Consider the following 24901-nt stretch of genomic DNA (forward strand, 5'->3'; position numbering starts at 1 on the left):
TGGCCGTTGTCTTGACCTTGATCCCCCCGTTGTCGTCGCGCCGAGCGGAGAGGGTTTTCGCGGGACGATTCTAAATACAAACGGGGCGCTGGATGTCTGAGCGGAGCCGAAGGCGCAGCGAGTTCAGCGCCGCCCGCGAAAACCCTCGGAGCGAGGGAAACCCCGGCCCGCGCAGCGGGCCGGGGTCGCGGCAGTCGGGCGTGTTTCTTGGTGACTTCTTTGCACGAGCAAAGAAGTCACTCGGGGCGCGCTGGCGAGTCAGCGCTCGGCAGTACGTGGACCGAAGGCACGTAAACACCGGAGGATGAACCGGGACCAACTACCGCCAGCGTAGGCGAAAGGGATCGGGGCTCGAAAAGTGGCCGTCCAGTGCCTGGGGCCTAGCCGCGTGGCTTGAAGCCGGGTGGGTGGCGTGCGATCCAGGTCGCGAAGTCGCGGATCACGGGTTCGGCGATCAGGGCCTCGCGGTTGTTCAGGCGTTCGGCCAGGGTCTGCTCGTCGAAATGCTTGTGGATGTGGTCATGGCAGGGCCGACAGACCCACAGAATACGGCTTTCGCGCTCGGATCGACTGTAGCGGCGACGGATGCGCTTGCGTCGATGCTGCTTGCGGGGGATCAGATGATGCCGTGTCAGGTCGTCCATGACCCGTCCGCAGAGTTCGCAGGCCGGGCCTCCCTCCTGCGATTGCGGGTCTTCTGCGTTCATGGCTGTTCCGCATCGTCGCTCGGGTCAGCGGACGAGGGCCAGTCCATGCGGCAGCGCGGGGGTGGCTGCTCGATGGCGTAGTCGGGTTCGGTCAGGTCCATCATGCAGGGGGCCCCTTCCGGGTCGACGATGCGCCGAACGATGGCCTGGATGGCGTCTAGGCGTTCACTGCGAGTGGATTCGGCGACACGCCGTGGTGTGACAGGCTGCCATTCGCCATCGATTTCTTGTGCCAGTTCGAAACCGAACGGGAAATAACCGGGAGCGCCCAGTCGGATGTCGGTCGCGATCAGACGGTCGGGCTCGTCCGGGCGTTCGGCGCGGTGGAACCGCAGGAAGTCACCCGAGAACCCTTGCAGACGCTGACCATCCTCCAGTGCCAGGGCGGCCTCGCGAAGCTCGCGATCACCGCGTTCGAAGTGCTCGAAGTCGGGGCGGATCGGGGTGTCGAAGATCCCGACCCAGGCCTCCAGGAACTCGTCGTCGTTGATCACCGTGATCCGCCACAGCAGCAGATTGAACGGGGTCGGCTGCACGAGCCGGGGCTGTTCGTCCAGCTCCATCGCCGTCAGCACCGGTTGGATGCGGTGGTCGATCCATGCCTTCAGGGCCAGGCCCGAACCGGCATAGAGTGTCGACAACACCAGACCGGCGACCAGCAAGCGGGGCGCAAATCGGTAGAACAACGCACCGATGGCCGCGACGAGCAGTGGCAGTGTGTAAAACGGATCGATCACGAAGATCGAGCCGGTCGACAAGGGTCCTACCGGCAAGGGCCACAGGATCTGCGTCCCGTAGGTCGTCAACAGATCATTGACGGCATGTGTCGCCAGGACCAGAAACAAAAAGAGCCACCAGCGTCCGAATCCAATCTCCCCGGTGCGCGGCAGTCGCGCCAGCAGGGCCGCAATCGCGGTCGCGAACACGAGATGGAACAGGACCGAGTGGGTGAATCCCCGGTGATAGATGAAATCGGAGAGCTCATCCCCGTAAGCTATGAAGGTATCGAGGTCCGGCAGCAGCGCAACGGCGGCGCCTAACAACACGGCCTTTCGCCCGAGGCGGGAGCCGAGTACGAGGCCGCCAACGACGGCGCCCAAACTGGCGTGGGTGATGGGATCCATGCGGGACCAAATTCCTTTGTGGCGGACGCGATTGGTTTGAGCCTGCGACCGGCAGGCGCCGGGCAAGTTCGCGTGGCCAAAGGCTCACGGAGATTCATGCACCCCAATAGCCTGACAGGATGGGATTTCTGGGTCGACCGGGGCGGGACCTTTACCGACCTGGTGGCGCGCGACCCGGAAGGCCGATTGCACACTCGCAAATTGCTGTCGGAGAACCCGGAGGCGTACGCGGATGCCGCCGTACAGGGCATTCGCGATCTGCTTGGTCTGGCGGCTGATGCAGCCATCCCGACGGCGGCGATTCACGAGGTGCGCATGGGCACCACGGTGGCCACCAACGCCTTGTTGGAGCGCAAGGGCGAGCCGGCACTGCTGGTGATCACCGAGGGGCTGGAGGACGCGCTGGCCATCGGCCATCAGGCCCGCCCCGACCTGTTTGCCCGCGCGATTCGCCTGCTGCCGCCAGTCTATGAGCGCGTCGAGCCGGTACGGGAGCGTGTGAATGCGGCTGGGCAGGTGTTGCAAGTGCCGGACCTGGAGGCGCTGCGCCCGCGACTGCAGGCAGCGCTGGACGATGGTATTCGCGCCGTGGCCATCGTCTGCCTGCATGGCTATCGCTATCCCGCCCACGAGCAGGCGGTCGCGGCCCTCGCTCGGGAGGTGGGGTTCGACGAGGTGGCCACCAGCCACGCGACCAGCCCGTTAATCAAGCTGGTGCCGCGCGGCGAGACCACGGTGGTCGATGCCTACCTGTCGCCGGTTCTGCGCCGCTACGTCGATCAGGTCGCCGGCGAGCTGGGAGAGGTGCCGCTGCGTTTCATGCAGTCGCATGGCGGTCTGGTCGATGCCGCGCGCTTTCGCGGTCGTGACGCAATCCTGTCCGGCCCGGCCGGGGGCATTGTCGGCGCGCTGAGGACCGCGCAGCCGCTGGGCTTCGATCGCCTGATTACCTTCGACATGGGCGGGACCTCCACCGATGTCGCACACCTGGCGGGCGAACTGGAGCGGCGCCAGGAGAGCGAAGTCGCAGGGGCCCGGCTGCGGGTACCGATGCTGGATATCCACACCGTGGCGGCGGGGGGCGGCTCGATCTGCCGCTTCGACGGGATCCGCCTGCGCGTGGGCCCGGAATCGGCTGGCGCCCGGCCTGGTCCGGCGTGCTACGGGCAGGGAGGGCCGTTGACGGTAACCGACTGCAACCTGCTGCTGGGGCGGCTGCGCCCGGAATACTTCCCGGCCGTGTTCGGCCCGGATCGGGACCGACCCCTGGACCCCGAGCCGGTGAAGCAGCAATTCGCCGAACTGGCGGATGCGGTCGCGCAGGCCGCCGACGAGGGCCCGACCCCGGAGGCGCTGGCCGAGGGTCTGTTGCAGATCGCGGTGGAACACATGGCGCAGGCGATCAAGACCATCTCGGTGCAGCGCGGCCACGATGTCTCGCGCTATGCCCTGGTGTGCTTTGGCGGGGCCGGCGGGCAGCATGCCTGCCGCGTCGCCGAGCAGCTGGGTATGCGGCATATCCTGTTCCATCCGCTGGGTGGCGTGCTGTCGGCCTACGGCATGGGCCTGGGCGAGCTGCGAGCATTGCGCGAGCGCAGCCTGGAGCAACCCCTGGGTACCGAGTACCTGCCCGCGATCAAGCAGGCGCTGGCGGCCGAGAGCGAGGCTGCGACGGCGGCGCTGGCGGAGCAGGGTGTGGCGCCCGCGTCGATGCGGGTCGAGCAGCGTCTGCACCTGCGCCTGGCCGGCTCCGATACCGCGCTCGAGGTTCCCGCTGGCGACCTCGAGACGATGATGCAGGCGTTCGCGACCGCCTACCGTGACCGCTACGGCTTTGCCCCACCCGATCGCGAGCTGGTGGTGGCGATCGCGGCGGCCGAGGCCATCGCTGCAGCCGATCCCGTGGAAGCCAAGTCAGCGGCTCGTAGGGCGGCTTCGGTCGGGGCGGCGCCGGAGGCCGACTGTGTGCCGATGGTAGTCGCCGGCACGTGCCGGGATGTGCCGCTCTACCGACGAGAGGTGTTGCAGCCGGGCATGCGCCTTGCCGGGCCGGCCATCGTGATCGAATCCACCGCGACCCTGGTGCTGGAGCCCGGCTGGGACGGACAGATCGAGCCCGACGGGACGCTGCGCCTGGAGCGTGCCGAGGCGAGTGGTCGGAGCGCCGAGCGCCCGGCCGCGGATGCGGTGCGCGATCCGGTGCTGCTGGAGGTCTTCAACAATCGCTTAATGGCGATCGCCGACCAGATGGGCTTCACCCTGCGCAACACCGCGCACTCGGTGAATATCAAGGAGCGCCTGGACTTCTCCTGTGCGCTGTTCGACGCCGACGGCCACCTGGTGGCGAATGCCCCGCACATGCCAGTGCACCTGGGCTCGATGGGGGCGAGCGTGCGTGCGGTGGCGGAGGCCTTTGCGGATGACCTGCGCCCCGGGGATGCCTATGTGCTGAATGACCCGTACAACGGGGGCACCCATCTGCCGGACATCACCGTGGTCACGCCAGTGTTCGTGGCTGATACCGGCGCGGTGACCGAGAATCTGCAGGACCGCTCGGCGGAGTTGGCCTTCTATGTGGCCTCGCGCGGGCATCATGCGGATGTCGGCGGGATCACCCCAGGGTCGATGCCGGCCTTCTCCAGCACGCTCGCCGAGGAGGGCGTGCTGATCCCGCCAACCCGGCTGCTGCGCGACGGGCAGTTTGCCGCGGACGCATTGCGCGCTCGGCTGACGAAAGCCGAATGGCCGGCGCGCAACCCAGAGCAGAATCGGGCCGATCTACAAGCCCAGGTAGCGGCCAACCGCAAGGGGCTGGAGGAGCTCGGGCGGCTGCTGGACGAGTACGGGCTCGGGGTGGTCACGGCCTACATGCGCCATGTCCTGGATAACGCCCGTGAAGCGGTGCAGCGGCTGATCCCCCGGCTCTCCCCTGGGTCGTTCGTCTACGCACTGGACAATGGCGCCGAGGTTCATGTGGCGGTGGAGCACACCGGTGACCGATTGCGCATCGACTTTACCGGCACCTCGGCGGCGCGCGGGGACAACTTCAATGCCCCGGCCTCGATCGTGCGAGCGGCGACGCTGTACGTGCTGCGCACGCTACTGGAAGACGCTATACCGCTGAATGACGGCTGCCTGGAGCCGGTGGACCTGGTGATTCCGAAGGGCTGTCTGCTGAACCCCGAGCCCCCGGCCGCAGTGGTGGCGGGCAACGTGGAGACCTCGCAGGTGGTCACCGATGCCCTGTTCGGGGCGCTGGGGATGCAGGCCGCGGCCCAGGGCACGATGAACAACCTGACCTTTGGCAATGCCGAGCACCAGTACTACGAGACCATTGCCGGGGGCGCCGGGGCGGGGCCGGATTTCGATGGCGCCAGCGCGGTGCAGACGCACATGACCAACTCGCGTCTGACTGATCCCGAGGTGCTGGAGAGCCGATTCCCGGTGCGTGTGGAGCGCTTTGCCTATCGCCGCGGCTCGGGTGGAAAGGGGCGACATCGGGGCGGAGACGGCGTGATCCGACGCCTGGGTTTTGATCAGGCGATGGAAGTCGTGCTTTTGGCGAACCGGCGTCGGGTGCCGCCTTTTGGCCTGGAAGGGGGCGAAGCGGGTGCGCTCGGTGAAGACGCGATCCTGCGTGCAGACGGCCGCCGCGAGCGGATGGAGGGTTGTGACCGGTGCGAGGTCGAGCCGGGCGATGCAATCGAGATTCACACGCCTGGCGGGGGTGGCTTCGGCCAGGCGTGAAAGCTCGCGATTAGTCCCAGCGCTGTGGTACGCGCTGGATGGCATCGGTGTCGTAGCCGAGTTCGTCCAGGTAGGCGAGGATGGACTGGTAGTCCTCCTCGGGCATCTCCGGCTCGCGCGCCATGATCCAGACGTAGTCACGTTTGCTGCGACCGATCACGGTCTGGCTGTAGTCCTCGTCAAGATAAACGATGAGAAACTCAGCCTTGAAGGGCCAGACAAAGCGCATGCCCCATTCGGCGTTGTCGTCGCTCCGCACGAAGCCGGTGGGGTTGTACTCACGGCGAGGGCCGTCGAAGCCGCCCTTGTTGAACGAGAATGTGGTGTCGATGGTGCCGTCGTCGTTCAGCGCGTACTGCTCCAGGGCGTTATAGGCATCGCGCTCGAGGAAGGTCGGGATATTCGCGATCACGTACCAATCGCCCATGTAGCGTTCGAGATCGACGTGGTCGACGGTGGGCATCTTTTGCGGCGAGCTGCATCCGGTCATCAAAATCCCCATGGCCAGACCTGCGAGCAGAGCGGTCAATGTGCGTGGCATCGGCGTATCCGAGAGTGGTTTCGGAAGATGGACCGCTGGCGCGGGGAAAAGGTCCGGCGATGAAGGTTTCCCGGTGGCGGGTCAGGCAAACGTTCAGCCGGTCTGGCCGAGGCGTTGATCCATCAAATGGTCGAACAGAGATTCCTCGGGGATGATCTGCGCGCGCCCACTGCGGAACTCGTGGGCCAGGCCCTGGATGCTGTGCTGTCGCTTGGAGCGGCCAGCGGCATCGGTGAACAGCAGCCGTCCGGCATGGCTGCCGCGCCAGACGAGCTTCATGCGGGTGACCTTGGTGCCGGCCGGGGAGGTGAACTGGATCCAGGTGCCGGAGATCAGGTTGTCGGCATGCTCGACGTGCTCGTCGTCGTGGTCGCGCATCAGGGACGGGTCGTCATCGGCATGGCGCGGAGAGTTGCCAAAGACGGAGCCGCTGCGGCTGGCCGCCCGCTTGCGCGCCTGGTCCAGACGCTCCTCGCTCGACTCGGGGGCGCGATCTGCCGCGCCCCCGCTCTTGGACGCATCGGACTCGTTGCTTTCCGTTGGTGCCGAGCGGCGCTTCCCGGCAGCCACCAGGTGGGCGCTGACCAGGTCCTGCTTGATCCGGGCGCGCTCCTCCTTGGAAAGCGGGGCGCTATCGAGAAAGCTGCGGATTCGGGCCAGCAGCGGAGCGGACTTCTGAAAATCGGGTTCTTGCTGCATCAACGCCAGTAGTTCGTGCAGCAAGGCCATGCCATCGTTGTCGCCCGCCGCTTCCCCGTCGCCGGCTGCGGCCGCGGGGCTCGCGTCGGAGCGGTCGTCCTCTGCCGCGGCGGTCTTCTGCGCCGTCATCAGCGGGACCCATGCGTCCATTAGCTGCTCGCGCGCCTCGTCGGGGATGTCCTGTCCCATGGAGATCACGGTGCGTTCCACCGTGGCTTCCACGTCGTAGGTGATCTCCAGCGCGCGTTCTTCTCTTTGGGCCTCGGCTTGTTCGTCTGCTGCCTGGTGGACGATCTTTTCCTCGACCTCGGCCAGGTCGTCCTGTAGTCGGGTCAGTGCCTCTTCATAGGCCTCGCTATCGCCGAGGCCTTCGTTGCGTACGCGCTCGACGTTTTCGAAGACCAGGCGGCTAAGGGGGAGCTGGCGCGCATCGTCCAGCGGTAAGTCGGGATCAATGCGCAGCGCAATATTCAGCAGCAGCCCGGTCATCTGCCGGGCCGGGTGGGTGCGGTCGCGGAAGAAGTGCGTTTCGCGCATCGCAATGCGCACCAGCGGGATCTGGAGGTCCGACAGTGGTTCCCGCAATGCCGGATTGAGGTCGTCGCGCTTCAGGATCATGTCGAACAGACCCTGCAGCAAGTCCATCACGAAAGGTTCCAGGGTGCTGGGCGAGGCACTGTTGAGCACCGTTGCGACTGCCTCGCCGGGCGAGGCGTAACCGCCCGCCCCGGTCGGAGCGGCGCCGGTGGTGGTGATGACCTGTCCGGCGACGGGGACCTGGTAGCCGAATTGTGCCCAGTTGCCCGCGGCACCGGCGGGGCCGCTGGCGGGTCCATAGGCGCCGGTGGGTGGCGGTCCATCACCGCCCACGGGTCCCTGAGCCGCGGGTCCGGAGGGCGCCGTGGCACCTGGACGGGTGCGGGCGCTGGAACGCGCCTCGGGTACGGCGAAGCCAGCGTCGCGAAATGCCTGCAGCAGGGTCTGCATCTCCGGTTGCAGTTCGCGGATCACGTCGCGGTCGAACCAGTGCAGCAACATCAGGCAGTCTTCCGGCGGCAGGGGCACTGCCTCCAATGCCTCGAGAAAGGCCTCGCCTAGCGCGTGTGGATGCCACGGGGCATCCTCGGGCGTGGGGGCCAGGCGGTAGTCTCGCGTGACGGTCTCCAGCGCATCAATCTCGGCCGCCATGACCGAGCGGGCGCCGGCGACCAGTTTGCGCAGTGCCACCTCGCGTTCGGTGTCGGCCGCGTCCATCAAGCTCAGCTCGGGCTCGATCTCGCCAGCGGATTCTTCGGGCGCCTCTTCCGGGGTCACGGCATTGAGAAGCCGGTCACGGAAATGCTGGAGAATGGCGCCGCCGGCCATACGGATCTGCCGCGACAGGGCGAGATTCTGAGCGGAGCGCTGGGAGTCGATTGCGCGCTCGGAGGCCTCCATCAGGCGATCGTCAAGCTCGCCCAGGAAGCTTTCAAGCCGCGCCTGAACGCCCTTGGAGAAAGGCGCCCACACGCGATGCAGAGTTCGGGCCGGGATCCGGTGACGTTGTGCCATCATGGGTTTGCAGCTGGTCCAGGTCACAATTTAGCACCCCTGCGGCTGCACGTGTGACCTGTATGCCATGCCCATACTTCAGTAGTCGGGGAACCGCTCCCGTATCCCTGGGTCAACGATCCATCGAGGCGGGGGATTCCAGCATATGCAGCATATGATCGAGTGGGCGGAACAAGGGCGCATGCCCGACCCGCTGGTACGGGCCGGGATTCGGCGGTTGCTGGCCGAGCGACTACGCGAAAGCGGGGCCCCGGCCGAGGAGGCGATGGAGCGTCGTTATGCCTTGATCGAGGCGATGCGAGCGGCACCCGTGGCGCTGTCTACTGAGGTGGCCAACGAGCAGCACTACGAGGTCCCTACGGAATACTTCGAGCGCTGCCTGGGGCCCTGGCTGAAGTACTCCTGCGCCTGGTGGCCCGAGGGTGTGGACGACCTGCGAGCGGCGGAGGTCGGCATGCTGCAGCTGGCCTGCGAGCGTGCCGGCCTGGAAGATGGGCAACAGGTGCTTGAGCTGGGTTGTGGCTGGGGTTCGCTGTCACTGTGGATGGCGGAGCAATACCCTGAGTCGCGCATTGTGTCGGTATCCAATTCCGCGACGCAGCGGGCCTCTATTGAGGCGCGGCGCGATGCCCGTGGGTTGGACAACCTGACGATTGTGACCGCCGACATGAACACCTTCGCACCGGATCAGACCGGCTTCGACCGGGTGGTCTCGGTAGAGATGTTTGAGCACATGCGTAACTGGCCCGAGCTGTTGCGGCGGATAGCGACCTGGCTGCGTCCGGGTGGCCAATTCTTCATGCATGTCTTTGCTCACCGCGAATTCGCGTACTTCTTCGAGAGTGAGGGCGCCCACGACTGGATGGGGCAGTACTTCTTCCGCGACGGGCTGATGCCATCGGATGACCTGGCGCGGCACTTCCAGGACGATTTGCGGGTGGTCCGCCAGTGGCGGGTGAACGGCCTGCACTACGCGCGCACCCTGAATGCCTGGTTGGAGCGCCAGGACACCGCCAAGGCCGAGCTGATGCCCCTGTTCGAACAGACCTATGGCGAGCAGGACGCGGGGTTGTGGTTCCAGCGCTGGCGCATGTTCTATATGGCCTGCGCCGAGCTGTTCGCCTATCGCGGCGGCAACGAGTGGTTTGTGTCGCACATCCTGTTTCGCCGGCCCGAGGCCTAGCGAGTGGCAGGCTGGGCGGTATTTCTCGCCGGGCTGGGCGCGGCCCTGGCCCTGATGACGGGGGTCTGGGCGGCCAGTGTGGTGCGTCACGATGCCAGTCTGGTGGATCGCTACTGGGGGCTGGGCTTCGTGCTGGTTACGCTGGTGTGGTGGGGCCTGGCCGGCTGGCCGCTAAAGGGCCTGTGGATCGTGGTCCCGGTGTTCTTATGGGGTTTGCGTCTGTCCGCCTTCATTACCTGGCGCAACTGGGGGCATGGCGAGGACGGGCGCTATACCGACATGCGGGCAGGGCGCAGAGACACGGCCTTTGCCGCTCGCAGCCTGGTGACCATCTTCTGGCTGCAGGGGGCCTTGGTGGCCGTGATCGGCCTGCCGATACTGGCGGTGATAAAGGCCGATGGCCTGTGGTGGCCGCTGGCTGTCGCCGGGCTTCTGGCCTGGGGTGTGGGGTTGTGGTTCGAGGCGGTGGCCGATGCCCAGATGGCGCGTTTTCGCCGCGACCCGGGCAACCGCGGGCAGGTGATGGATCGAGGGCTTTGGCGCTACAGCCGTCATCCCAACTACTTCGGCGAGATCGTGGTCTGGGTCGGGTTCGGTTTGCTGGCCCTGGCCGCCGGTGGTTGGTGGGCCGTGCCTTCGGCCGTCCTGATGATCCTGCTGATCCTGCGCGTGTCCGGCGTCACGTTGCTGGAAAGACGTCTGCATGAATCGCGTCCCGGGTACGCTGACTACGTGCGCCGCACCAACACGCTGATTCCGGGGCCGCCCCGCGGCTGACTCGGACCCCTTGGCGGTCCCGCGTCCCTTGCTGTGCTTTCCCCCTCCGCGCTATAAAGCGCACCTGTCCGGCGTCTCTGATTCCGGACGTTATCTCTTTATGATCTATGTGCCACTGCCAGCGAGCCAGCCGATCTGATGAGTGCGACCCCGAGTTCCGTCCAGGCCATTGAACTGAAAGGGCGCATGATGCTGGTCTCGGTGCTGCGGGTGTACCAGACCGATCCCCAGACGCTCGGCAATGCCCTGGCCGCCCGCCGCGAACAGGCCCCTGAGCTGATGCGCGACATGCCCATCGTGCTCGATCTGGAGGCGGTCGCGGAGGCCCCGGAGTCCGACCTGCAGGCGACCATCGAGCGCGTGCGCGCCGAGGGTTTCAAGTTGATCGGGTTGCACGCAGGGGAGGCTGCCGAACGCCTGCAAAGTTATGCGGAGCTGTTCGATGTCCTGCCGGTATTGCAATTGGGGGGCCGTGGCGGCTCGCCCACCGGCGAGGTCCCGCTGGAAGACGAGCCCCCGGCGCCCGAGAAGGTCGCCGATCCTGAGAGCGAAAGCACGCCCGCTGCGGTGGCGGCGGCTCATAGCTCGACCCGGATCGTGGATCAGCCGGTGCGTTCCGGGCAGCAGATTTACGCCCGTGGGGGCGACCTGATCGTGACCGGCGCGGTCTCGCCGGGGGCAGAGCTGCTGGCGGATGGCCATATCCATGTGTTGGGACCGTTACGTGGGCGTGCGCTGGCCGGGGTGCGCGGCCTGGTGACGGCGCGTATCTTTTGCCGGCGCCTGGATGCGGAGTTGTTGTCCATTGCCGGGCATTACCGGATCGCCGAAGACATCACGGAAGTGGAGCGCGGCGAGAATCGGCTGGTGACACTGGACGGCGAAAGCCTCAAGATCGCGGAGATCTGATCGGCCACGCGCCGATGACGAATGACAGGAACCCGTCCGCACGCCACGGTACCGACGCCGGCGTGCAAGGCGACAAGGAGCTGCAGCCAACATGGCACGTATCGTAGTGATTACCTCCGGCAAGGGTGGGGTGGGCAAGACCACCACCTCGGCCGCGATTGCCACCGGCCTGGCCCAGCGTGGCCACAAGACCGCCGTGATCGACTTTGACGTGGGTCTGCGCAACCTCGACCTGATCATGGGCTGCGAGCGTCGCGTGGTGTACGACTTCGTCAATGTGATCAACGGTGACGCCAACCTGAAGCAGGCCCTGATCCGCGACAAGCGGGTGGACAACCTGTACATCCTTCCGGCTTCGCAGACCCGCGACAAGGACGCCCTGACCCAGGACGGTGTGGAGCGTGTGCTGAACGAGTTGTCCGAAGATTTTGACTACATCGTTTGCGACAGCCCGGCCGGGATCGAGCGCGGTGCCTTGATGGCGGCCTACTTTGCCGACGAGGCCATCGTGGTGACCAACCCCGAGGTCTCCTCGGTGCGCGATTCCGACCGTATCCTCGGCATCCTTGCGAGCAAAACCCGTCGTGTGGAGCAGGGCGGCGAGCCGATCGAGGGCAAGCTGCTGCTGACCCGCTACTCCGCCGAGCGTGCCGAGCGCGGCGAGATGCTAAGCATCGAGGACGTGGGCGAGATCCTCGCGATCGAACTCCTCGGTGTGATCCCGGAATCGCAGGCGGTACTGAATGCGTCCAACGCCGGCTTGCCGGTGGTGCTGGACGAGGAATCCGACGCCGGGCAGGCCTATCTGGATGCGGTTGCACGCTTCCTGGGCGAGGAACGTCCGCTACGCTTTGTCGACGTACCGAAGAAGGGCTTCTTCGGGCGCCTGTTCAAGGGGTGATCATGGGGATCTTCGATTACTTCCGCCAGCCGCGGCAGAAGAGCGCGAGTGTCGCCAAGGAACGCCTGCAGATCATCGTGGCGCGCGAGCGCGCGGCGCGTTCCGGGCCCGACTACCTCCCGGCCATGCAGCAGGAGCTGCTGCAGGTGATCCGTAAGTACGTGCAGGTGGACGACGAGGCCGTACAAATGAACGTCGATCGTGAGGGCGACTGCGAGGTCCTCGAACTGAACATTACCCTGCCGGACGATCGGGACTAGCAAGATGAAAGTACTTGTGACTGGCTCGGCCGGCTTCATTGGAAGTGCCCTGAGCCTGCGTCTGCTGGAGCGCGGCGACGAGGTGATCGGCGTCGACAACCTGAACGATTACTACGACGTCACGCTGAAAGAGGCGCGTCTGGCGCGCACCCAGGATCACGCGAACTACACCGATGTGCGCGAGGATATCGCCGACCGCGCCGCGATGGAGCGGGTCTTCCGCGAGCACCGGCCCGAGCGGGTAGTTAACCTGGCAGCGCAGGCGGGGGTACGTTACTCGCTGGAGAACCCGGCGGCCTACGTCGATACCAACCTGGTGGGCTTCGGCAACATCCTGGAGGGTTGTCGTCACAATGGGGTGGAGCACCTGGTGTTTGCCAGCTCCAGCTCGGTCTACGGCGCCAACACCACCATGCCGTTCTCGGTGCACGACAACGTCGATCACCCGCTCTCGTTGTACGCCGCGAGCAAGAAGGCGAACGAGCTCATGGCGCATACCTACAGTCATCTCTATGACCTGCCGGTGACTGGGCTGCGCTTCTTCACCGTCTACGGTCCCTGGGGCCGTCCGGACATGGCGCTGTTCATGTTCACGAAGAAGATCCTGGCCGGCGAGCCGATCGACGTCTTCAACTACGGCCATCACCGGCGTGATTTCACCTACATCGACGACATCGTCGAAGGTGTGATCCGCACCCTGGACCGTGTGGCCCCGCGCAATCCGGACTGGAACGGGGACGAGCCGGATTCTGCCACCAGTGCGGCTCCCTACCGCCTGTACAACATCGGCAACCACGAGCCGGTAGAATTAACGCGCTACATCGAGGTGCTGGAGGACTGTCTCGGCAAGAAAGCCGAGAAGAACCTTCTTCCGCTGCAGCCAGGCGATGTCCCGGACACCTACGCCGATGTCGAGGCCCTGCGCCAGGATGTGGGCTACGCGCCCGCCACCGAAGTAGAAGATGGCATCGCCCGCTTCGTCGAGTGGTATCGCGAGTACTACCGCGCCTGATGGTCCTGGCCGGGCCGTTCGGGTCCGGCCTGCTCTATTCTCCCCCTCCCAGGTATCTCCCTGCGCTCGATGTCTCCTTATGTTCGCGAGGCATGGAGAGCAGGAACCTGTATGCATACACCGAGTCCACCGGAGACAGGATGAGCAAGGAGGTATCAGGATGAGCCGGACCATTTTGATGGTTGTGACGAGTCACGACGAAATTACGCCCGGCCAGGCGACCGGGGTGTGGTTTGACGAGTTTGCCGAACCCTACGACCGCTTCCGCAAGGCCGGCTTCGAGGTCAAGGTGGCGAGCCCGAAGGGCGGGCCGGTGCCACTGGACCCGAAAAGCCTGGAATCGAGTCATTCGGGGCCGGCGGTGGTCGCGGCCCAGGAGGCCCTGGATGACACCATTGCCCTGGATGAGGACATGAATCACGGGGCCTACGCCGCTATTTTCTTCCCGGGCGGGCACGGGACCATGTTCGACCTGCCGGACAACCCGCATGTCCAGCGCCTGGTGGCCGAGTTCATGGAGAACGACAAGATTGTGGGCGCGGTTTGTCACGGGCCTGCATGCCTGGTCGGGGCGATGCTGGCGGACGGCAGTTCCGCGGTGAAGGGGCGCAAGGTGGCGGCCTTTACGAATAGCGAGGAGAAGGCGGTGCAACTGGACACGGCGATGCCGTTCCTGTTGCAGGACAAGCTTGGGGAACTGGGCGGCGAGGTCGAGACCGCCGACGACTGGGCGGACCACGTGGTGGTCGACGGCAAGCTGGTAACCGGCCAAAACCCGCAGTCCAGCAAGAGCGTTGCCGACGCCATCGTGCGCCTCCTGCGCCAGGGTGCATAGCGCCCATCCTGTCTCTGCTGCGAGGCGCAGAAGCCGACTAAGCACGGTTGGTGGCAGGATTGGCACGAGCGTGCCATTGCGCAAAGCGGGGCAGCCACATCCTCTGCAACAGACAATCCCGGAAACGGCAAAGCCGTTATCCGGGATCTCCCGGGGTTACCACCGAGGTAGCGCCAGCCCTGGGAGATCCCGGCTCTAAGCTGCGGCCGGAATGCCCCGATGCTACCCGGTCCCCAGCCGCATCCACATCCACAACCTTCATCAACTCCCCGTCTTCCTGTGACGTGTCCTTGACCTTGCCCTAGTGCATTTTCCGGGACATTCGTGAACAGGGTTCAATAATCGGCGCAAGTTCGGTATGGTGCCGTGATGGGTACCGAGGATCGCAGGCAGCGCGAGCGCGAGGCGCGTGAGGCGCTGTTTATCGAAAAGGCCTACGAGCTGATTCGCGAGGAGGGTTTGCTGGCGTTGCAGATGTCGCGCCTGGCGGCCGCCTGCGAGTATGCGACCGGGACGTTGTATCAGCACTTCACCTCCAAAGAGGATTTGCTGGCGGCGGTCGCCACCCGCAGCACGCATCGCCGAGCCGAGGGCTTTGCCCAAGTACCGGGGCTACCGCTGGGGACGCGCTCGCGGATGCTGGCGATCGTACTGTCGGACCTCGATTTCGCGACTGCCAACCCGGACTACCACCGGCTGGTCCAGTACCTGGTGACGGAGGTGGTGTGGGCCAACGTCTCGCCCGCGCGGCGGGTCGCATTGCTGGAAGCTGGCAATCCCATTAGCGAAGCCGTCCATGCGGTGGTGGCGGAGGCCCGCGAGAGCGGCGACCTACCGCCGGTGCAGGGGATTTCCGAAGAGGAGATGGGGCTTGGACCTTGGGCGCTTAACGTCGGGATGCAGAATTTGGCCAATGCCCAGGGGTTGCTGGATGCGTACGACATCCATCGGCCCTACGAACATCTGATCCGCCACTTCCATGCGCTGATGACCGGTTGGCGCTGGGAGCCGCGCCTGGACCCGGACGAGCCCTCGGTAGTGCGCGCTGAAACCGAGCGTGTCCGGACGGCCATGCGAGTGGCCGGAATCGCGACTGAATCTGCGTAGCGCTAGCGACCCACTCGCTGGCGTTAACGCACGTAATCATGCCTGTGGGGCGATGCCCGACAGGCCAGGGAGAACTCGATGAAACGCTTCATCCTGATGCTGTTGGCGGTTGCCGTCGTGCTGGGCGGGATCTTTGGCTTCAAGGCCTTTGTGGATCAACAGATCGGCGAGTACTTCGACGAGATGGAAGAGCCGGTGGCAACCATCAACGCCGCCGAGGTCACGACCGATACCTGGACCCCCCAGGTGCGCGCGATCGGCAGCCTGGAGGCGGTGCAGGGCGCAACGCTCAGTTTTGAGGCACAGGGCATCGTGCAGTCCATTCACTTCGAGAACGGGGCGCGGGTCGAGGCCGGCGATCCGCTGGTGGATCTGGATACCACACTGGACGAGGCCGAGCTCGAAAACCTGCGCGCCGCCGAACGCCTGGCGCGGCGCGAGCTGGAACGGGCCCGTGGCCTGATCGAACGCCGCGATATCTCCGATTCCGAGTTCCAGCGCCGCGTGGCCGAGGCCGAGCAGGCCGAGGCCTCGGTGAAGGCGCAGGAGGCCCGTATACGTCAGAAGAGCCTGCGTGCGCCGTTCGCGGGCGAGCTGGGCATTCGCGAGGTGAACGTTGGTCAGTTCGTTGGCCCAGGCGATCCGATCGTGGTACTGGAGGCCCTGCAGCCGTTGTATGTGAATTTCACCCTGCCGGAACGGCGCTTGGGAGAGGTTGCGCTGGGGCAGGAGGTGACCGTGGATGTGGACGCCTACGGCGATCGGTTCATCGGCGAAGTCACGGCCATTGAGCCTCGCGTGCGCGCCGCCTCGCGCATGTTCCGCGTGCAGGCGCGTCTGGAGAACGAGGAGGGGCGTTTGCGTCCGGGACAGTTTGCCCGCGTCACGCTGGATCGTGGCGAGGCCGAGGAGGCCGTGGTGGCCCCGCAGACGGCGGTCCGGTTTGCGCCCTGGGGGCAGTCGGTGTTCGTGATCAACGAGGACGACGATGGCCAGTTGCGAGTCGAGCAGCGTCTGATCGAGACCGGTGAACGCCGTGGCGATCTGGTGCGCATCCTTGATGGACTGGAGCCGGGCGAGCGGGTCGCCGCGGGCGGCCTGCTGAAGTTGCAGAATGATACCCCGGTGAAGATCACCGAGGACGCCCAACCCGACGCCGAGCGCGATCCGCGCCCGGCTAACCGCTAGGTCAGGGCGATGGCCATGCGTTTTACCGACATCTTCATCCAGAAGCCGGTGCTCGCCACGGTGGTGAGCCTGTTCATCCTGCTGTTTGGGGTGCGGGCCGTTTTTGACCTGAACGTGCGCCAGTTCCCCGAGGTGCAGAACGCGGTCGTCACCGTAAGCACCGCATACATCGGGGCCGATGCCGACCTGGTGCAGGGCTTTATTACCACGCCGATGGAGCGCGAGGTGGCCGAGGCCGAAGGGATCGACTACCTGGTCTCCACCAGCCGGGCCGGGATCAGTATCGTCGAGGCCCATCTGGAGCTGGATTACGACCCCAATCAGGCCCTGACCCAGATCTCCGCACAGGTGGACAAGATCCGCAGTGACTTGCCGGCCGAGGCCGAGGATCCCGTTGTGGATCTCTCCGTGGGCCAGGATGTTGCGGCGATGTACATGTCGTTCTATTCGGAACGGCTATCCAACAACCAGACCACCGACTATCTGATCCGCGAGGTGCAGCCGGAGCTGGCCACCATCAACGGGGTGCAGCGCGCGGAGATCCTGGGGGCCCAGAGCTTTGCGATGCGGGCCTGGCTGGACGCCGATCGGATGGCCTCTTTTGGCGTGACCGGACGCGATGTGCGCGAGGCACTGGAGCGCAACAATGTGCTCTCGGCCGTGGGTCAGACGCGTGGCTCGATGGTCGGACTGGACCTGACCGCGGATACCGATCTTCAGGAACCCGAGCAGTTCGAGCAGTTGATCCTGTTCGAGGCCGATGGCGACTTGGTGCGTCTGGGTGACGTCGCGGAGGTCGAGCTGGGCTCGGAGAATTACGACACCTCGGTGCGCTTCAACGGCGAGGCGGCGACCTTCGTGGGTATCGAGCTGGCGCCGGATGCGAATGCACTGGACGTGATCGCCGATGTACGCGAGGTGTTCGACGAGCGCATCAAGCCGCGCCTCCCGTCGGGGCTGGAAGGGGAGATCGTCTACGACTCAACCGACTATATCCAGAGTGCAATCGACGAGGTGCTGCTGACGATTGGCCTGGCTCTGGCGATCGTATTGGTGGTGATCTACCTGTTCCTGGGTTCGTTGCGCAGTGTGATCATCCCCGCCGTGGCGGTACCGCTGTCGCTTGTGGGCACCTTCATGCTGATGCTGCTGATGGGGTTCTCGCTGAATCTGCTGACCCTGCTGGCGATGGTGCTGGCCATCGGCATCGTGGTCGACGACGCGATCATTATGTTGGAGAACATCTCCCGCCATATCGAGGAGGGGATGTCGCGCATGGATGCAGCGATCCAGGGGGCGCGGGAATTGGCCTGGCCGATCGTGGCGATGTCGACCACGCTGGTCGCGGTGTTCCTGCCCCTGGGCTTTATCGGCGGACTGACCGGTACGCTGTTCATCGAATTTGCCTTCACGCTTGCGGCGACCGTGGTCATATCCGGCATCGTGGCGATCACGCTGTCGCCGATGATGTGTTCGAAGATCCTGCGCGACGGTTCGGTCGAGCGGCGCGGGCGCATTGAGAGCTGGCTGGATGCGCGCTTCGACAGCCTGCAGCAACGCTACCGCAAGCGCCTGCATGGGGCGCTGAACGATCGCTTCACCATTGCGGTGTTCGGTGCGATCGTGCTGGTGGCCTGCTACTTCCTGTTTGTGACGTCCCAGACCGAGCTGGAGCCGCCGGAGGATCAGGGCTTTGCCTTCTCCATAATGGAGGGTGACGCCCAGATGGGACTGGACTGGCTGGAGCGTAATACGGCGCTGACCGATCGCTTCTTCGACGAGATCCCGGAACTCGAGAACATCTTTATTGTGAATGGCTTTGGCGGCGGCCCCGGCATCGCCGGGGTGGGCAACCAGGCCTTGGGTGGCTTTGTGCTGGCGCCCTGGGATCAGCGCGAACGCGATACCGAGACCATCCTGCAGGAGGATCTGCAGCCCCGTCTGGAGCAGCTGCCGGGTCTGGAGGTCTTCGCGGTCCAGCCACCGCAGCTCCCCACCCCCGGAGGGGGTACGCCGGTCAGCGTGGTCCTGGGCTCAACTGGGTCGTTCGAGGAGTTGGACGAATTTGCCCAGGAAATCATGGAGCGGGCGATGGCGACCGGGCGGTTCATCTTCATGGACACCGATCTCGATTTTGATCGACCGCAGGTGAATCTGAAGATCGACCGCGAGCGCGCCGCGCAGCTGGGCATCGACATGGCGACGTTGAACGCGGATATCTCCACGATGCTCTCCGGCGGGTTTGCCGGGCGCTTTGCGATGGAGAATCGTAGCTATCGCGTGATCCCGCAGGTGCAGCGTGCCGAGCGACTGAATCCGGAACAGCTGGAAGAACTGTTTACCCGCACGCGGGACGGCGAGCCGATCCCATTGTCCAGTGTGGTCATGCTGGAGGAGACCGTGACGCCGCGTTCGCTGCAGCGCTTCCAGCAGCTCAATGCGGTGACGTTGTCCGGTGTGCCGCGGCCCGGCGTGACCTTGGGTGAGGCCCTGGCGATTGTCGACGAGATTGCGGCCGAGGTGCTCCCGCCGGACGTCAACGTCGATTACGCTGGACAGTCCCGTCAGCTGAAGGCGGAGGGTGGCGACCTGATCGTGACCTTCTTCTTCGCGCTGGTCGTGATCTTCCTGGTGCTGGCGGCGCAGTTCGAGTCGTTCCGTGATCCATTGATCATTCTAACGACCGTACCGATGTCGATCGCGGGGGCGCTCATCTTCATCAGCCTCGGGGTGACCTCGCTGAATATCTACACCCAGGTGGGGCTGCTGACCCTGATCGGTCTGATCGCCAAGCACGGCATCCTGATCGTGGAATTCGCCAACCAGCTTCAACGTCAGGGGCGTACCTTGCGTGAGGCAATCGAGGAGGCGGCTTCGCTGCGCCTGCGCCCAATTCTGATGACGACGACCGCCACCGTGGTCGCCATGGTGCCGCTGCTGATGGCCACCGGCGCCGGCGCGGGTTCGCGCTTCGCGATGGGCCTGGTGATCGCCAGTGGCATGGCAATCGGTACGCTGTTCACTCTGTTCGTGGTGCCCGCGATCTACCTGTACCTCGCGCGGGATCACCGTGCGGCGGGTAGCGGCGAGCCGGTGACCACGGCGGCCTCCTGACTTCGGGAGGCAGGCCACAGAAGCGTGTTTGGCGGCCCCTGAGGCGGGGCTTTGCACTCCGTCGCGCAAAAGGCATGCAAGCGCTACGGTCTTGGACTACAATCGACGTCCGCATTGTGGCGAAGCCGACGTTCCGGCGCCTGGCTGTGCCATCGCGAACCCGAACCCCTGCCGGTCAGCGGTCCTCCCGCTGCCCGGCTTTTATATAAACGATAGTCTATTGGTCGCATCTAGATTATTTATTTGTTATTAGCGATTGCCCTCCCTAATCTAGTCGACCGTCACGATTAACCAACGCGTAGGAGAAAGCCACATGGCCGCCAAGAAGTACTCCGCGGGTGTCAAGGATTACCGCGAAACATACTGGATGCCGGAATACATGCCGCTGGATACCGATCTGCTGGCATGTTTCAAGATCACCCCGCAGCCGGGCATCGACCGCGAAGAAGCGGCAGCCGCTGTGGCGGCCGAATCCTCCACCGGGACCTGGACCACGGTGTGGACCGACCTCCTGACCGACATGGATTACTACAAGGGTCGGGCGTACTCCATCGAGGACGTCCCGGGTGACGACGAGTCCTTCTACGCGTTCATCGCCTACCCGATCGACCTGTTCGAAGAAGGCTCGGTCGTGAACGTGTTCACCTCGCTGGTCGGCAACGTGTTTGGCTTCAAGGCCATCCGTGCCCTGCGTCTGGAAGATGTGCGCTTCCCGATCGCCTACGTGAAGACCTGCGGTGGTCCGCCTTCCGGTATCCAGGTCGAGCGCGACAAGCTCAACAAGTACGGCCGTCCGATGCTGGGTTGCACCATCAAGCCGAAGCTGGGTCTGTCTGCGAAGAACTACGGCCGTGCCGTGTACGAGTGCTTGCGTGGTGGTCTCGACTTCACCAAGGACGACGAGAACATCAACTCGCAGCCGTTCATGCGCTGGCGTGATCGTTTCGAGTTCGTGCAGGAAGCGACCGAAAAGGCCGAGCTCGAAACCGGCGAGCGCAAGGGTCACTACCTGAATGTGACCGCGCCGACCCCGGAAGAGATGTACAAGCGCGCCGAGTTCGCCAAGGAGATTGGCGCACCGATCATCATGCACGACTACATCACCGGCGGCTTCTGCGCCAACACGGGTCTGGCCAACTGGTGCCGCGACAACGGTGTGCTGCTGCACATCCACCGCGCCATGCACGCCGTGCTCGACCGTCATCCGAAGCACGGTATCCACTTCCGTGTGCTCGCCAAGATCCTGCGTCTGTCCGGTGGTGACCATCTCCACACCGGTACCGTGGTCGGCAAGCTGGAAGGCGACCGTGCCGCGACTCTGGGCTGGATCGACCTGCTGCGCGAATCCTTTGTGCCGGAAGACCGCTCGCGCGGCATCTTCTTTGATCAGGACTGGGGCTCCATGCCGGGCGTGTTCGCCGTGGCCTCCGGTGGTATCCACGTCTGGCATATGCCGGCCCTGGTGGCCATCTTCGGCGACGACTCCGTGCTGCAGTTCGGCGGCGGTACGCTGGGCCACCCGTGGGGCAATGCCCCGGGCGCGGCGGCCAACCGTGTTGCGCTGGAAGCCTGTGTGCAGGCGCGTAACGAAGGTCGCGAGATCGAGAAGGAAGGCAAGGAGATCCTGACCCAGGCCGCCCAGCACAGCCCCGAGCTGAAAGTGGCGATGGAGACCTGGAAGGAGATCAAGTTCGAGTTCGATACCGTCGACAAGCTGGACACCCAGCACAAGTGATCGCCCGAGTGCGGGCGGCCTGATGGGCCGTCCGCGCCCTGACAGAACAAGAGCACAGGATTACCGACATGTCTGATATTCAGAACTTCAAGCAGTCGCAGAAGTACGAAACCTTCTCCTACCTGCCGGAGATGAACGCCGACCAGGTGCGCAAGCAGATCGAATACTGCCTCGCCCAGGGCTGGAACCCGGCCATCGAGTACAGCGAGAAGGCCAACGCCATGGCCCACTACTGGTACATGTGGAAGCTGCCGTTCTTCGGTGAGCAGTCCGTGGAGTCCGTCCTTCAGGAAATTGAAGAGTGCCGCCGTGCCAATCCGGGCATGATGGTTCGCTTTATTGCCTACGATAACTACGCCCAGAGCCAGGGCATGGCCTTCGTGGTCGACCGCGGTCGCTAAGGACCCCGGTACCTGCCGGGCCCGGCATGCGGGCCCGGTAGTTCAGTTCAGCGTTATTTACCGTTGCTGCCGCCAACTGTAAGGAAGTGCCATGAGTAATCCGACATCTGCGTCTGAAGGTCTCTCGGGTCGTGAACTCGCTCGGGAACGGCGCAAGGCCATGTCTCACAATGGCAAGGCTGCCGTGAAATCGACCGGCCAAAACAAGGCGAGCGCCCGCTCGTCCTCGGCTGCGCATGACGCGCGCCAGGCGAAATCGGCCTCTGCTCCGGCACCCCAGGCGCGGGAGCCGGAAATGCCCTCCAGTGAATCCTCGTCGCAGGTCTCCTTCGAGACCCGCGATGCCAGCCCCGAGCGGCGTCCTGAGCCAGGCGCGCACGCGGGGGCCTCCAACGGTCGCCAGGCCGCCCTTGAGCGTCGCCAGAAAATGGCGCGCCAGGGCAAGAAGGCCGTTGGCCGTACCAATACCCGTGCCCAGGTTTCCGGCGGCATGGCGCGAGCCGGTGCAGACCGTTCGCGCCAGCTGGAAGCGCTGGCCCAGTCGCAGAACGTGGAAGTCGATTGCTCGAACATGAGCGGTCGCGAGATCTGCCGTCTGCGGCGCCAGGCGTTGTCGACCGATGGGAAGAAGGCCGTGGCGCCCGAGCCGCGCCGCGAAGATCGTCTTAAGGGATCGGAACCGGTCGCCTCCACGAGCGAATCGTCCAAGAAGGATTGCGGCTGCGGTTGCAAGGGCGAGAAGGGTGCATCGGCTGATACCACCCCGACTCGCGAAGAGACGGTGGTCGAGAGCGGGCTGGATCAGCTCTGCGACAAGGTCGAGTCCGGGGGCGAGGCCGCTGGCCCGCACCCAATGATCTCCGAAGTCCGTGCGATCTGCATGGCGCGCCGCGACGCGATGGCGCAGAACGGCAAGCAGGCCCTGCGCCGTCGCTTCAAGGGCGGTCAAGCCCGCGGCACGCTGCCGCAGGAAGGTGCCTGGAAGGCAGCAAAGCGTAAGGGCATGTCCACCCGGGAGGTGGCGCGCCAGCGTCGTGAAGAGCTTTGCAAGCTGGGCCGAGGTTCTTCGGAGCCGGGGCGGCCCTGTGGTCGGCCGCGCCCCATTGAAGGTGATGCGCCGCCCAAGGTGGAAGAAGGGACGACCCTTGCCGGTAGCCATGTGAGTGGCACCCAGGTCGAACGGACCTCCAGCGTCACGGGTACCGAGGCCGGTAGCTGCTCTTCGATCACCGGGACCGAGTATCTGGGCCTGGAACACTACGAGCGGTACTGCGGTGTTCGCCCCGCCGGCAACCCGCCGAAGGTGGGTGCCTCGCACACCGCGCACGGTCAGTCCGTGAGTGGCACCGAAGTCGGCCGTTCCTCGCGCGTGACCGGCGACGAACGGGGTTCGTGCGAGACGATTACGGGTACCGAGTACCTCAGCACTGAACAGTATGAAGGCTTTTGTGGCACCCGCCCGGAGGCCGGCCCGGCCCGCACTAGCGTGATGGTCACCCGTCACGGTGAGGGTGTTTCCGGGACCTCAGTGGGGCGCAGCCCGAAGGTGACCGGTGATGAATCGGGCTCCTGCCGCGACGTAACCGGTACCGAGTACCTGAATACGGCCGCGAGCGAGGTGCCCTGCAATTCGGGAAAGTCGAACGGAGCGCCGCTGAAGGTTGGCGTCATGCACACGCTTCGCGGTCGTGAACTGACCGGAACTGAAGTCGGGCGCTCCGTGCATGTCACCGGTGACGAGTACGGCAGCTGCAAGCCGGTCACCGGCACCGAATATCTCGGTACGGAACAGTTCCAGGGCTTCTGTGGTACCCGCCCGGAGCCGACGCCGGCCAAGGTCCAGGAGTCTTACACGATGGAAGACCAGACCGTGACGGGCGTGGCCGTTGGCCGCAGCTCTAAGGTGACCGGCAACGAGAGCGGTTCCTGCAAGTCGCTCACCGGGACGCCGTACTACAACAAGGCGGACTTTGGCGATCTGTGTGACCAGCCCGCCGCGGGTGGTGTGCCGAAGGTCGCGGTGATGCACACGTTGCGGGGTCGCGAGGTATCGGGTACGCAGGTGGATCATTCCATCCACGTGACCGGCGACGAGTACGGCGGCTGCAAGCCGATAACCGGAACCGAATACGCGGGCTCCGAGCATTACGATGCGTTCTGTGGCGGTCAACGCCCGGATGCGGCGCCGGAAAAGGTTACGGTCGGGCGCACCTGGAACCAGCAGTCGGTCTCCGGGACCGCCGTGGGCCGTTCGGCTCGGGTAACGGGCGATGAGTATGGCGCCTGCAAGCCCGTGAGCGGGACCGCCTATATCGGCCCCGACCAGTATGACCAGTTCTGCGAGACCCAGGATTCGCAGGCCGCCGAGGTGCGCGTGGCCGACCGTCAGTCGACGCCAGGGCACCCGGTCTCCGGGAGTCAGCCGGGCTACGACGAGCGTGTGACCGGCACCGAGCGCGGCGCCTGCCAGGACGTCTCCGGGGCCCCGTATGTGGGCGCCACCGAGTTTGCCCAGACCTGCGCCAACGTGGCTGGCAATCTGCATCCGCGTCTGCGTCCGGAAGGGATGCAGGGGGCCCCGGCCCGAGCAGCCGCGCCGGCGCCGGCCGCAGCGCGACCGATGCCGAACGCAGGCTTTAGCGTGGAGACACCCGCGCGCACAGCGGCCGAACGCCGTGAACGCGTGACGGGCACCGCCTATGGCACGAGCGGCCGTCTGACGGGCTCGATCAACAAAGCGATGGGCCTGGTGTCTGGCACCGAAGAATTCCGCTACAACGGGGGCCAGCAGCAGGTGGCCTCGGCCCCGGTGGACGAGGGCCAGAAGATCGGCGCCGATCGTGTGACGGTGAATGGCAGCAGCAATGGTATTTCCATTACCGGCGATGATTGGGGTCGCGGCGACCGGGTGACCGGTACCGAGGGGATGTCGACCCGCCGCAACGCCACACAGAAAGGGAACCCGCGGGGCGAGGGCCGTAGTGCCTACGTCAACCGGGAACTGGAGCGCAAGGATGTGCCCGCGAGCAAGATCACGGGTTCCTCCGGGAACAGCGATGCCGGTTCTCTGGTGACGCTGTCCGGTGGGGCACGCGGTTAAGGGTTGCACA

Annotated in this window: 18 protein-coding genes; 14 read left to right on the plus strand and 4 right to left on the minus strand. The window is 65.1% G+C overall.

Annotated features, from left to right (window positions below):
* Positions 1-380: 380 nt before the first annotated feature.
* Positions 381-644 carry a hypothetical protein gene (locus F462_RS01390; protein WP_038051296.1) on the minus strand — a complete coding sequence of 88 codons (264 nt, stop codon included), beginning with the start codon at positions 642-644 and terminating at the stop codon, positions 381-383.
* Between the two features lie 59 nt (positions 645-703).
* Positions 704-1831 carry a metal-dependent hydrolase gene (locus F462_RS01395; protein ID WP_038051092.1) on the minus strand — a complete coding sequence of 376 codons (1128 nt, stop codon included), beginning with the start codon at positions 1829-1831 and terminating at the stop codon, positions 704-706.
* Positions 1832-1927: 96 nt separating this feature from the next.
* Here F462_RS01395 and F462_RS01400 point away from each other — a divergent pair, with 96 nt between their 5' ends.
* Positions 1928-5578: a hydantoinase B/oxoprolinase family protein gene (locus F462_RS01400; RefSeq protein ID WP_038051094.1), complete on the plus strand. Its 3651-nt coding sequence runs from the start codon at positions 1928-1930 to the stop codon at positions 5576-5578.
* A 10-nt stretch (positions 5579-5588) separates the two neighbouring features.
* On the opposite strand, the gene F462_RS01405 is transcribed toward F462_RS01400, so the two are convergent.
* Both F462_RS01405 and F462_RS01410 read right to left on the minus strand, forming a co-directional pair.
* The gene (locus F462_RS01405) at positions 5589-6119 is read right to left on the minus strand and encodes a lipocalin family protein (protein ID WP_038051097.1); all 531 of its coding nucleotides are present in this window, start codon (positions 6117-6119) and stop codon (positions 5589-5591) included.
* A gap of 93 nt (positions 6120-6212) precedes the next feature.
* Entirely contained in the window at positions 6213-8369 is a 2157-nt protein-coding gene (locus F462_RS01410; RefSeq protein ID WP_026280091.1) for a DUF1631 family protein, read from the minus strand.
* Positions 8370-8514: 145 nt separating this feature from the next.
* Between F462_RS01410 and F462_RS01415 the strand changes: the two genes are divergently transcribed.
* From F462_RS01415 to F462_RS01475, 13 genes are all read left to right on the plus strand, one after another.
* On the plus strand, positions 8515-9552 hold the full coding sequence (locus F462_RS01415) for an SAM-dependent methyltransferase (protein ID WP_038051100.1): 1038 nt from the start codon (positions 8515-8517) through the stop codon (positions 9550-9552).
* Between the two features lie 54 nt (positions 9553-9606).
* Complete coding sequence (locus F462_RS01420; RefSeq protein ID WP_371180484.1) at positions 9607-10329, plus strand: DUF1295 domain-containing protein; 723 nt, start codon at positions 9607-9609, stop codon at positions 10327-10329.
* Between the two features lie 138 nt (positions 10330-10467).
* The gene (gene minC / locus F462_RS01425) at positions 10468-11238 is read left to right on the plus strand and encodes a septum site-determining protein MinC (protein WP_018874545.1); all 771 of its coding nucleotides are present in this window, start codon (positions 10468-10470) and stop codon (positions 11236-11238) included.
* A gap of 91 nt (positions 11239-11329) precedes the next feature.
* Entirely contained in the window at positions 11330-12139 is an 810-nt protein-coding gene (gene minD, locus F462_RS01430; RefSeq protein WP_018141626.1) for a septum site-determining protein MinD, read from the plus strand.
* Positions 12140-12141: 2 nt separating this feature from the next.
* Entirely contained in the window at positions 12142-12399 is a 258-nt protein-coding gene (gene minE, locus F462_RS01435; RefSeq protein WP_026181633.1) for a cell division topological specificity factor MinE, read from the plus strand.
* Positions 12400-12403: 4 nt separating this feature from the next.
* Complete coding sequence (locus F462_RS01440) at positions 12404-13411, plus strand: NAD-dependent epimerase (RefSeq protein ID WP_018874544.1); 1008 nt, start codon at positions 12404-12406, stop codon at positions 13409-13411.
* 160 nt (positions 13412-13571) lie between these two features.
* Positions 13572-14246: a type 1 glutamine amidotransferase domain-containing protein gene (locus F462_RS01445; protein ID WP_018141623.1), complete on the plus strand. Its 675-nt coding sequence runs from the start codon at positions 13572-13574 to the stop codon at positions 14244-14246.
* 369 nt (positions 14247-14615) lie between these two features.
* Positions 14616-15353: a TetR/AcrR family transcriptional regulator gene (locus tag F462_RS01450; RefSeq protein WP_038051102.1), complete on the plus strand. Its 738-nt coding sequence runs from the start codon at positions 14616-14618 to the stop codon at positions 15351-15353.
* A gap of 78 nt (positions 15354-15431) precedes the next feature.
* A complete protein-coding gene (locus F462_RS01455; protein ID WP_018141621.1) occupies positions 15432-16541 on the plus strand; it encodes an efflux RND transporter periplasmic adaptor subunit in 1110 nt (369 codons plus the stop codon).
* 15 nt (positions 16542-16556) lie between these two features.
* Positions 16557-19655 carry an efflux RND transporter permease subunit gene (locus F462_RS01460; protein WP_026181632.1) on the plus strand — a complete coding sequence of 1033 codons (3099 nt, stop codon included), beginning with the start codon at positions 16557-16559 and terminating at the stop codon, positions 19653-19655.
* A 313-nt stretch (positions 19656-19968) separates the two neighbouring features.
* Positions 19969-21390, plus strand: a complete 1422-nt coding sequence (locus F462_RS01465) for a form I ribulose bisphosphate carboxylase large subunit (protein WP_018141619.1) — start codon at positions 19969-19971, stop codon at positions 21388-21390.
* A 68-nt stretch (positions 21391-21458) separates the two neighbouring features.
* Positions 21459-21791, plus strand: coding sequence for a ribulose bisphosphate carboxylase small subunit (locus F462_RS01470; protein ID WP_038051103.1), 333 nt, complete (start codon positions 21459-21461; stop codon positions 21789-21791).
* 160 nt (positions 21792-21951) lie between these two features.
* Positions 21952-24891 (plus strand): CsoS2 family carboxysome shell protein, encoded by a 2940-nt coding sequence (locus F462_RS01475; protein ID WP_208854120.1) that lies wholly within the window; start codon positions 21952-21954, stop codon positions 24889-24891.
* Positions 24892-24901 lie beyond the last annotated feature (10 nt).

Source organism: Thioalkalivibrio sp. ALJ1 (genome assembly GCF_000745395.1).
Taxonomy (GTDB): Bacteria; Pseudomonadota; Gammaproteobacteria; order Ectothiorhodospirales; family Ectothiorhodospiraceae; genus Thioalkalivibrio.

Coding starts and splice junctions, on each gene's coding strand:
- minC (WP_018874545.1), top strand. CDS start 10,468: ATGAGTGCGACCCCGAGTTCCGTCCAGGCCATTGAACTGAAAGGGCGC.
- F462_RS01475 (WP_208854120.1), top strand. CDS start 21,952: ATGTCTCACAATGGCAAGGCTGCCGTGAAATCGACCGGCCAAAACAAG.
- F462_RS01455 (WP_018141621.1), top strand. CDS start 15,432: ATGAAACGCTTCATCCTGATGCTGTTGGCGGTTGCCGTCGTGCTGGGC.
- F462_RS01460 (WP_026181632.1), top strand. CDS start 16,557: ATGCGTTTTACCGACATCTTCATCCAGAAGCCGGTGCTCGCCACGGTG.
- minD (WP_018141626.1), top strand. CDS start 11,330: ATGGCACGTATCGTAGTGATTACCTCCGGCAAGGGTGGGGTGGGCAAG.
- F462_RS01390 (WP_038051296.1), bottom strand. CDS start 644: ATGGACGACCTGACACGGCATCATCTGATCCCCCGCAAGCAGCATCGA.
- F462_RS01440 (WP_018874544.1), top strand. CDS start 12,404: ATGAAAGTACTTGTGACTGGCTCGGCCGGCTTCATTGGAAGTGCCCTG.
- F462_RS01415 (WP_038051100.1), top strand. CDS start 8,515: ATGCAGCATATGATCGAGTGGGCGGAACAAGGGCGCATGCCCGACCCG.
- F462_RS01410 (WP_026280091.1), bottom strand. CDS start 8,369: ATGGCACAACGTCACCGGATCCCGGCCCGAACTCTGCATCGCGTGTGG.
- F462_RS01405 (WP_038051097.1), bottom strand. CDS start 6,119: ATGCCACGCACATTGACCGCTCTGCTCGCAGGTCTGGCCATGGGGATT.
- F462_RS01420 (WP_371180484.1), top strand. CDS start 9,607: ATGACGGGGGTCTGGGCGGCCAGTGTGGTGCGTCACGATGCCAGTCTG.
- F462_RS01445 (WP_018141623.1), top strand. CDS start 13,572: ATGAGCCGGACCATTTTGATGGTTGTGACGAGTCACGACGAAATTACG.
- F462_RS01450 (WP_038051102.1), top strand. CDS start 14,616: ATGGGTACCGAGGATCGCAGGCAGCGCGAGCGCGAGGCGCGTGAGGCG.
- F462_RS01395 (WP_038051092.1), bottom strand. CDS start 1,831: ATGGATCCCATCACCCACGCCAGTTTGGGCGCCGTCGTTGGCGGCCTC.
- minE (WP_026181633.1), top strand. CDS start 12,142: ATGGGGATCTTCGATTACTTCCGCCAGCCGCGGCAGAAGAGCGCGAGT.
- F462_RS01470 (WP_038051103.1), top strand. CDS start 21,459: ATGTCTGATATTCAGAACTTCAAGCAGTCGCAGAAGTACGAAACCTTC.
- F462_RS01465 (WP_018141619.1), top strand. CDS start 19,969: ATGGCCGCCAAGAAGTACTCCGCGGGTGTCAAGGATTACCGCGAAACA.
- F462_RS01400 (WP_038051094.1), top strand. CDS start 1,928: ATGCACCCCAATAGCCTGACAGGATGGGATTTCTGGGTCGACCGGGGC.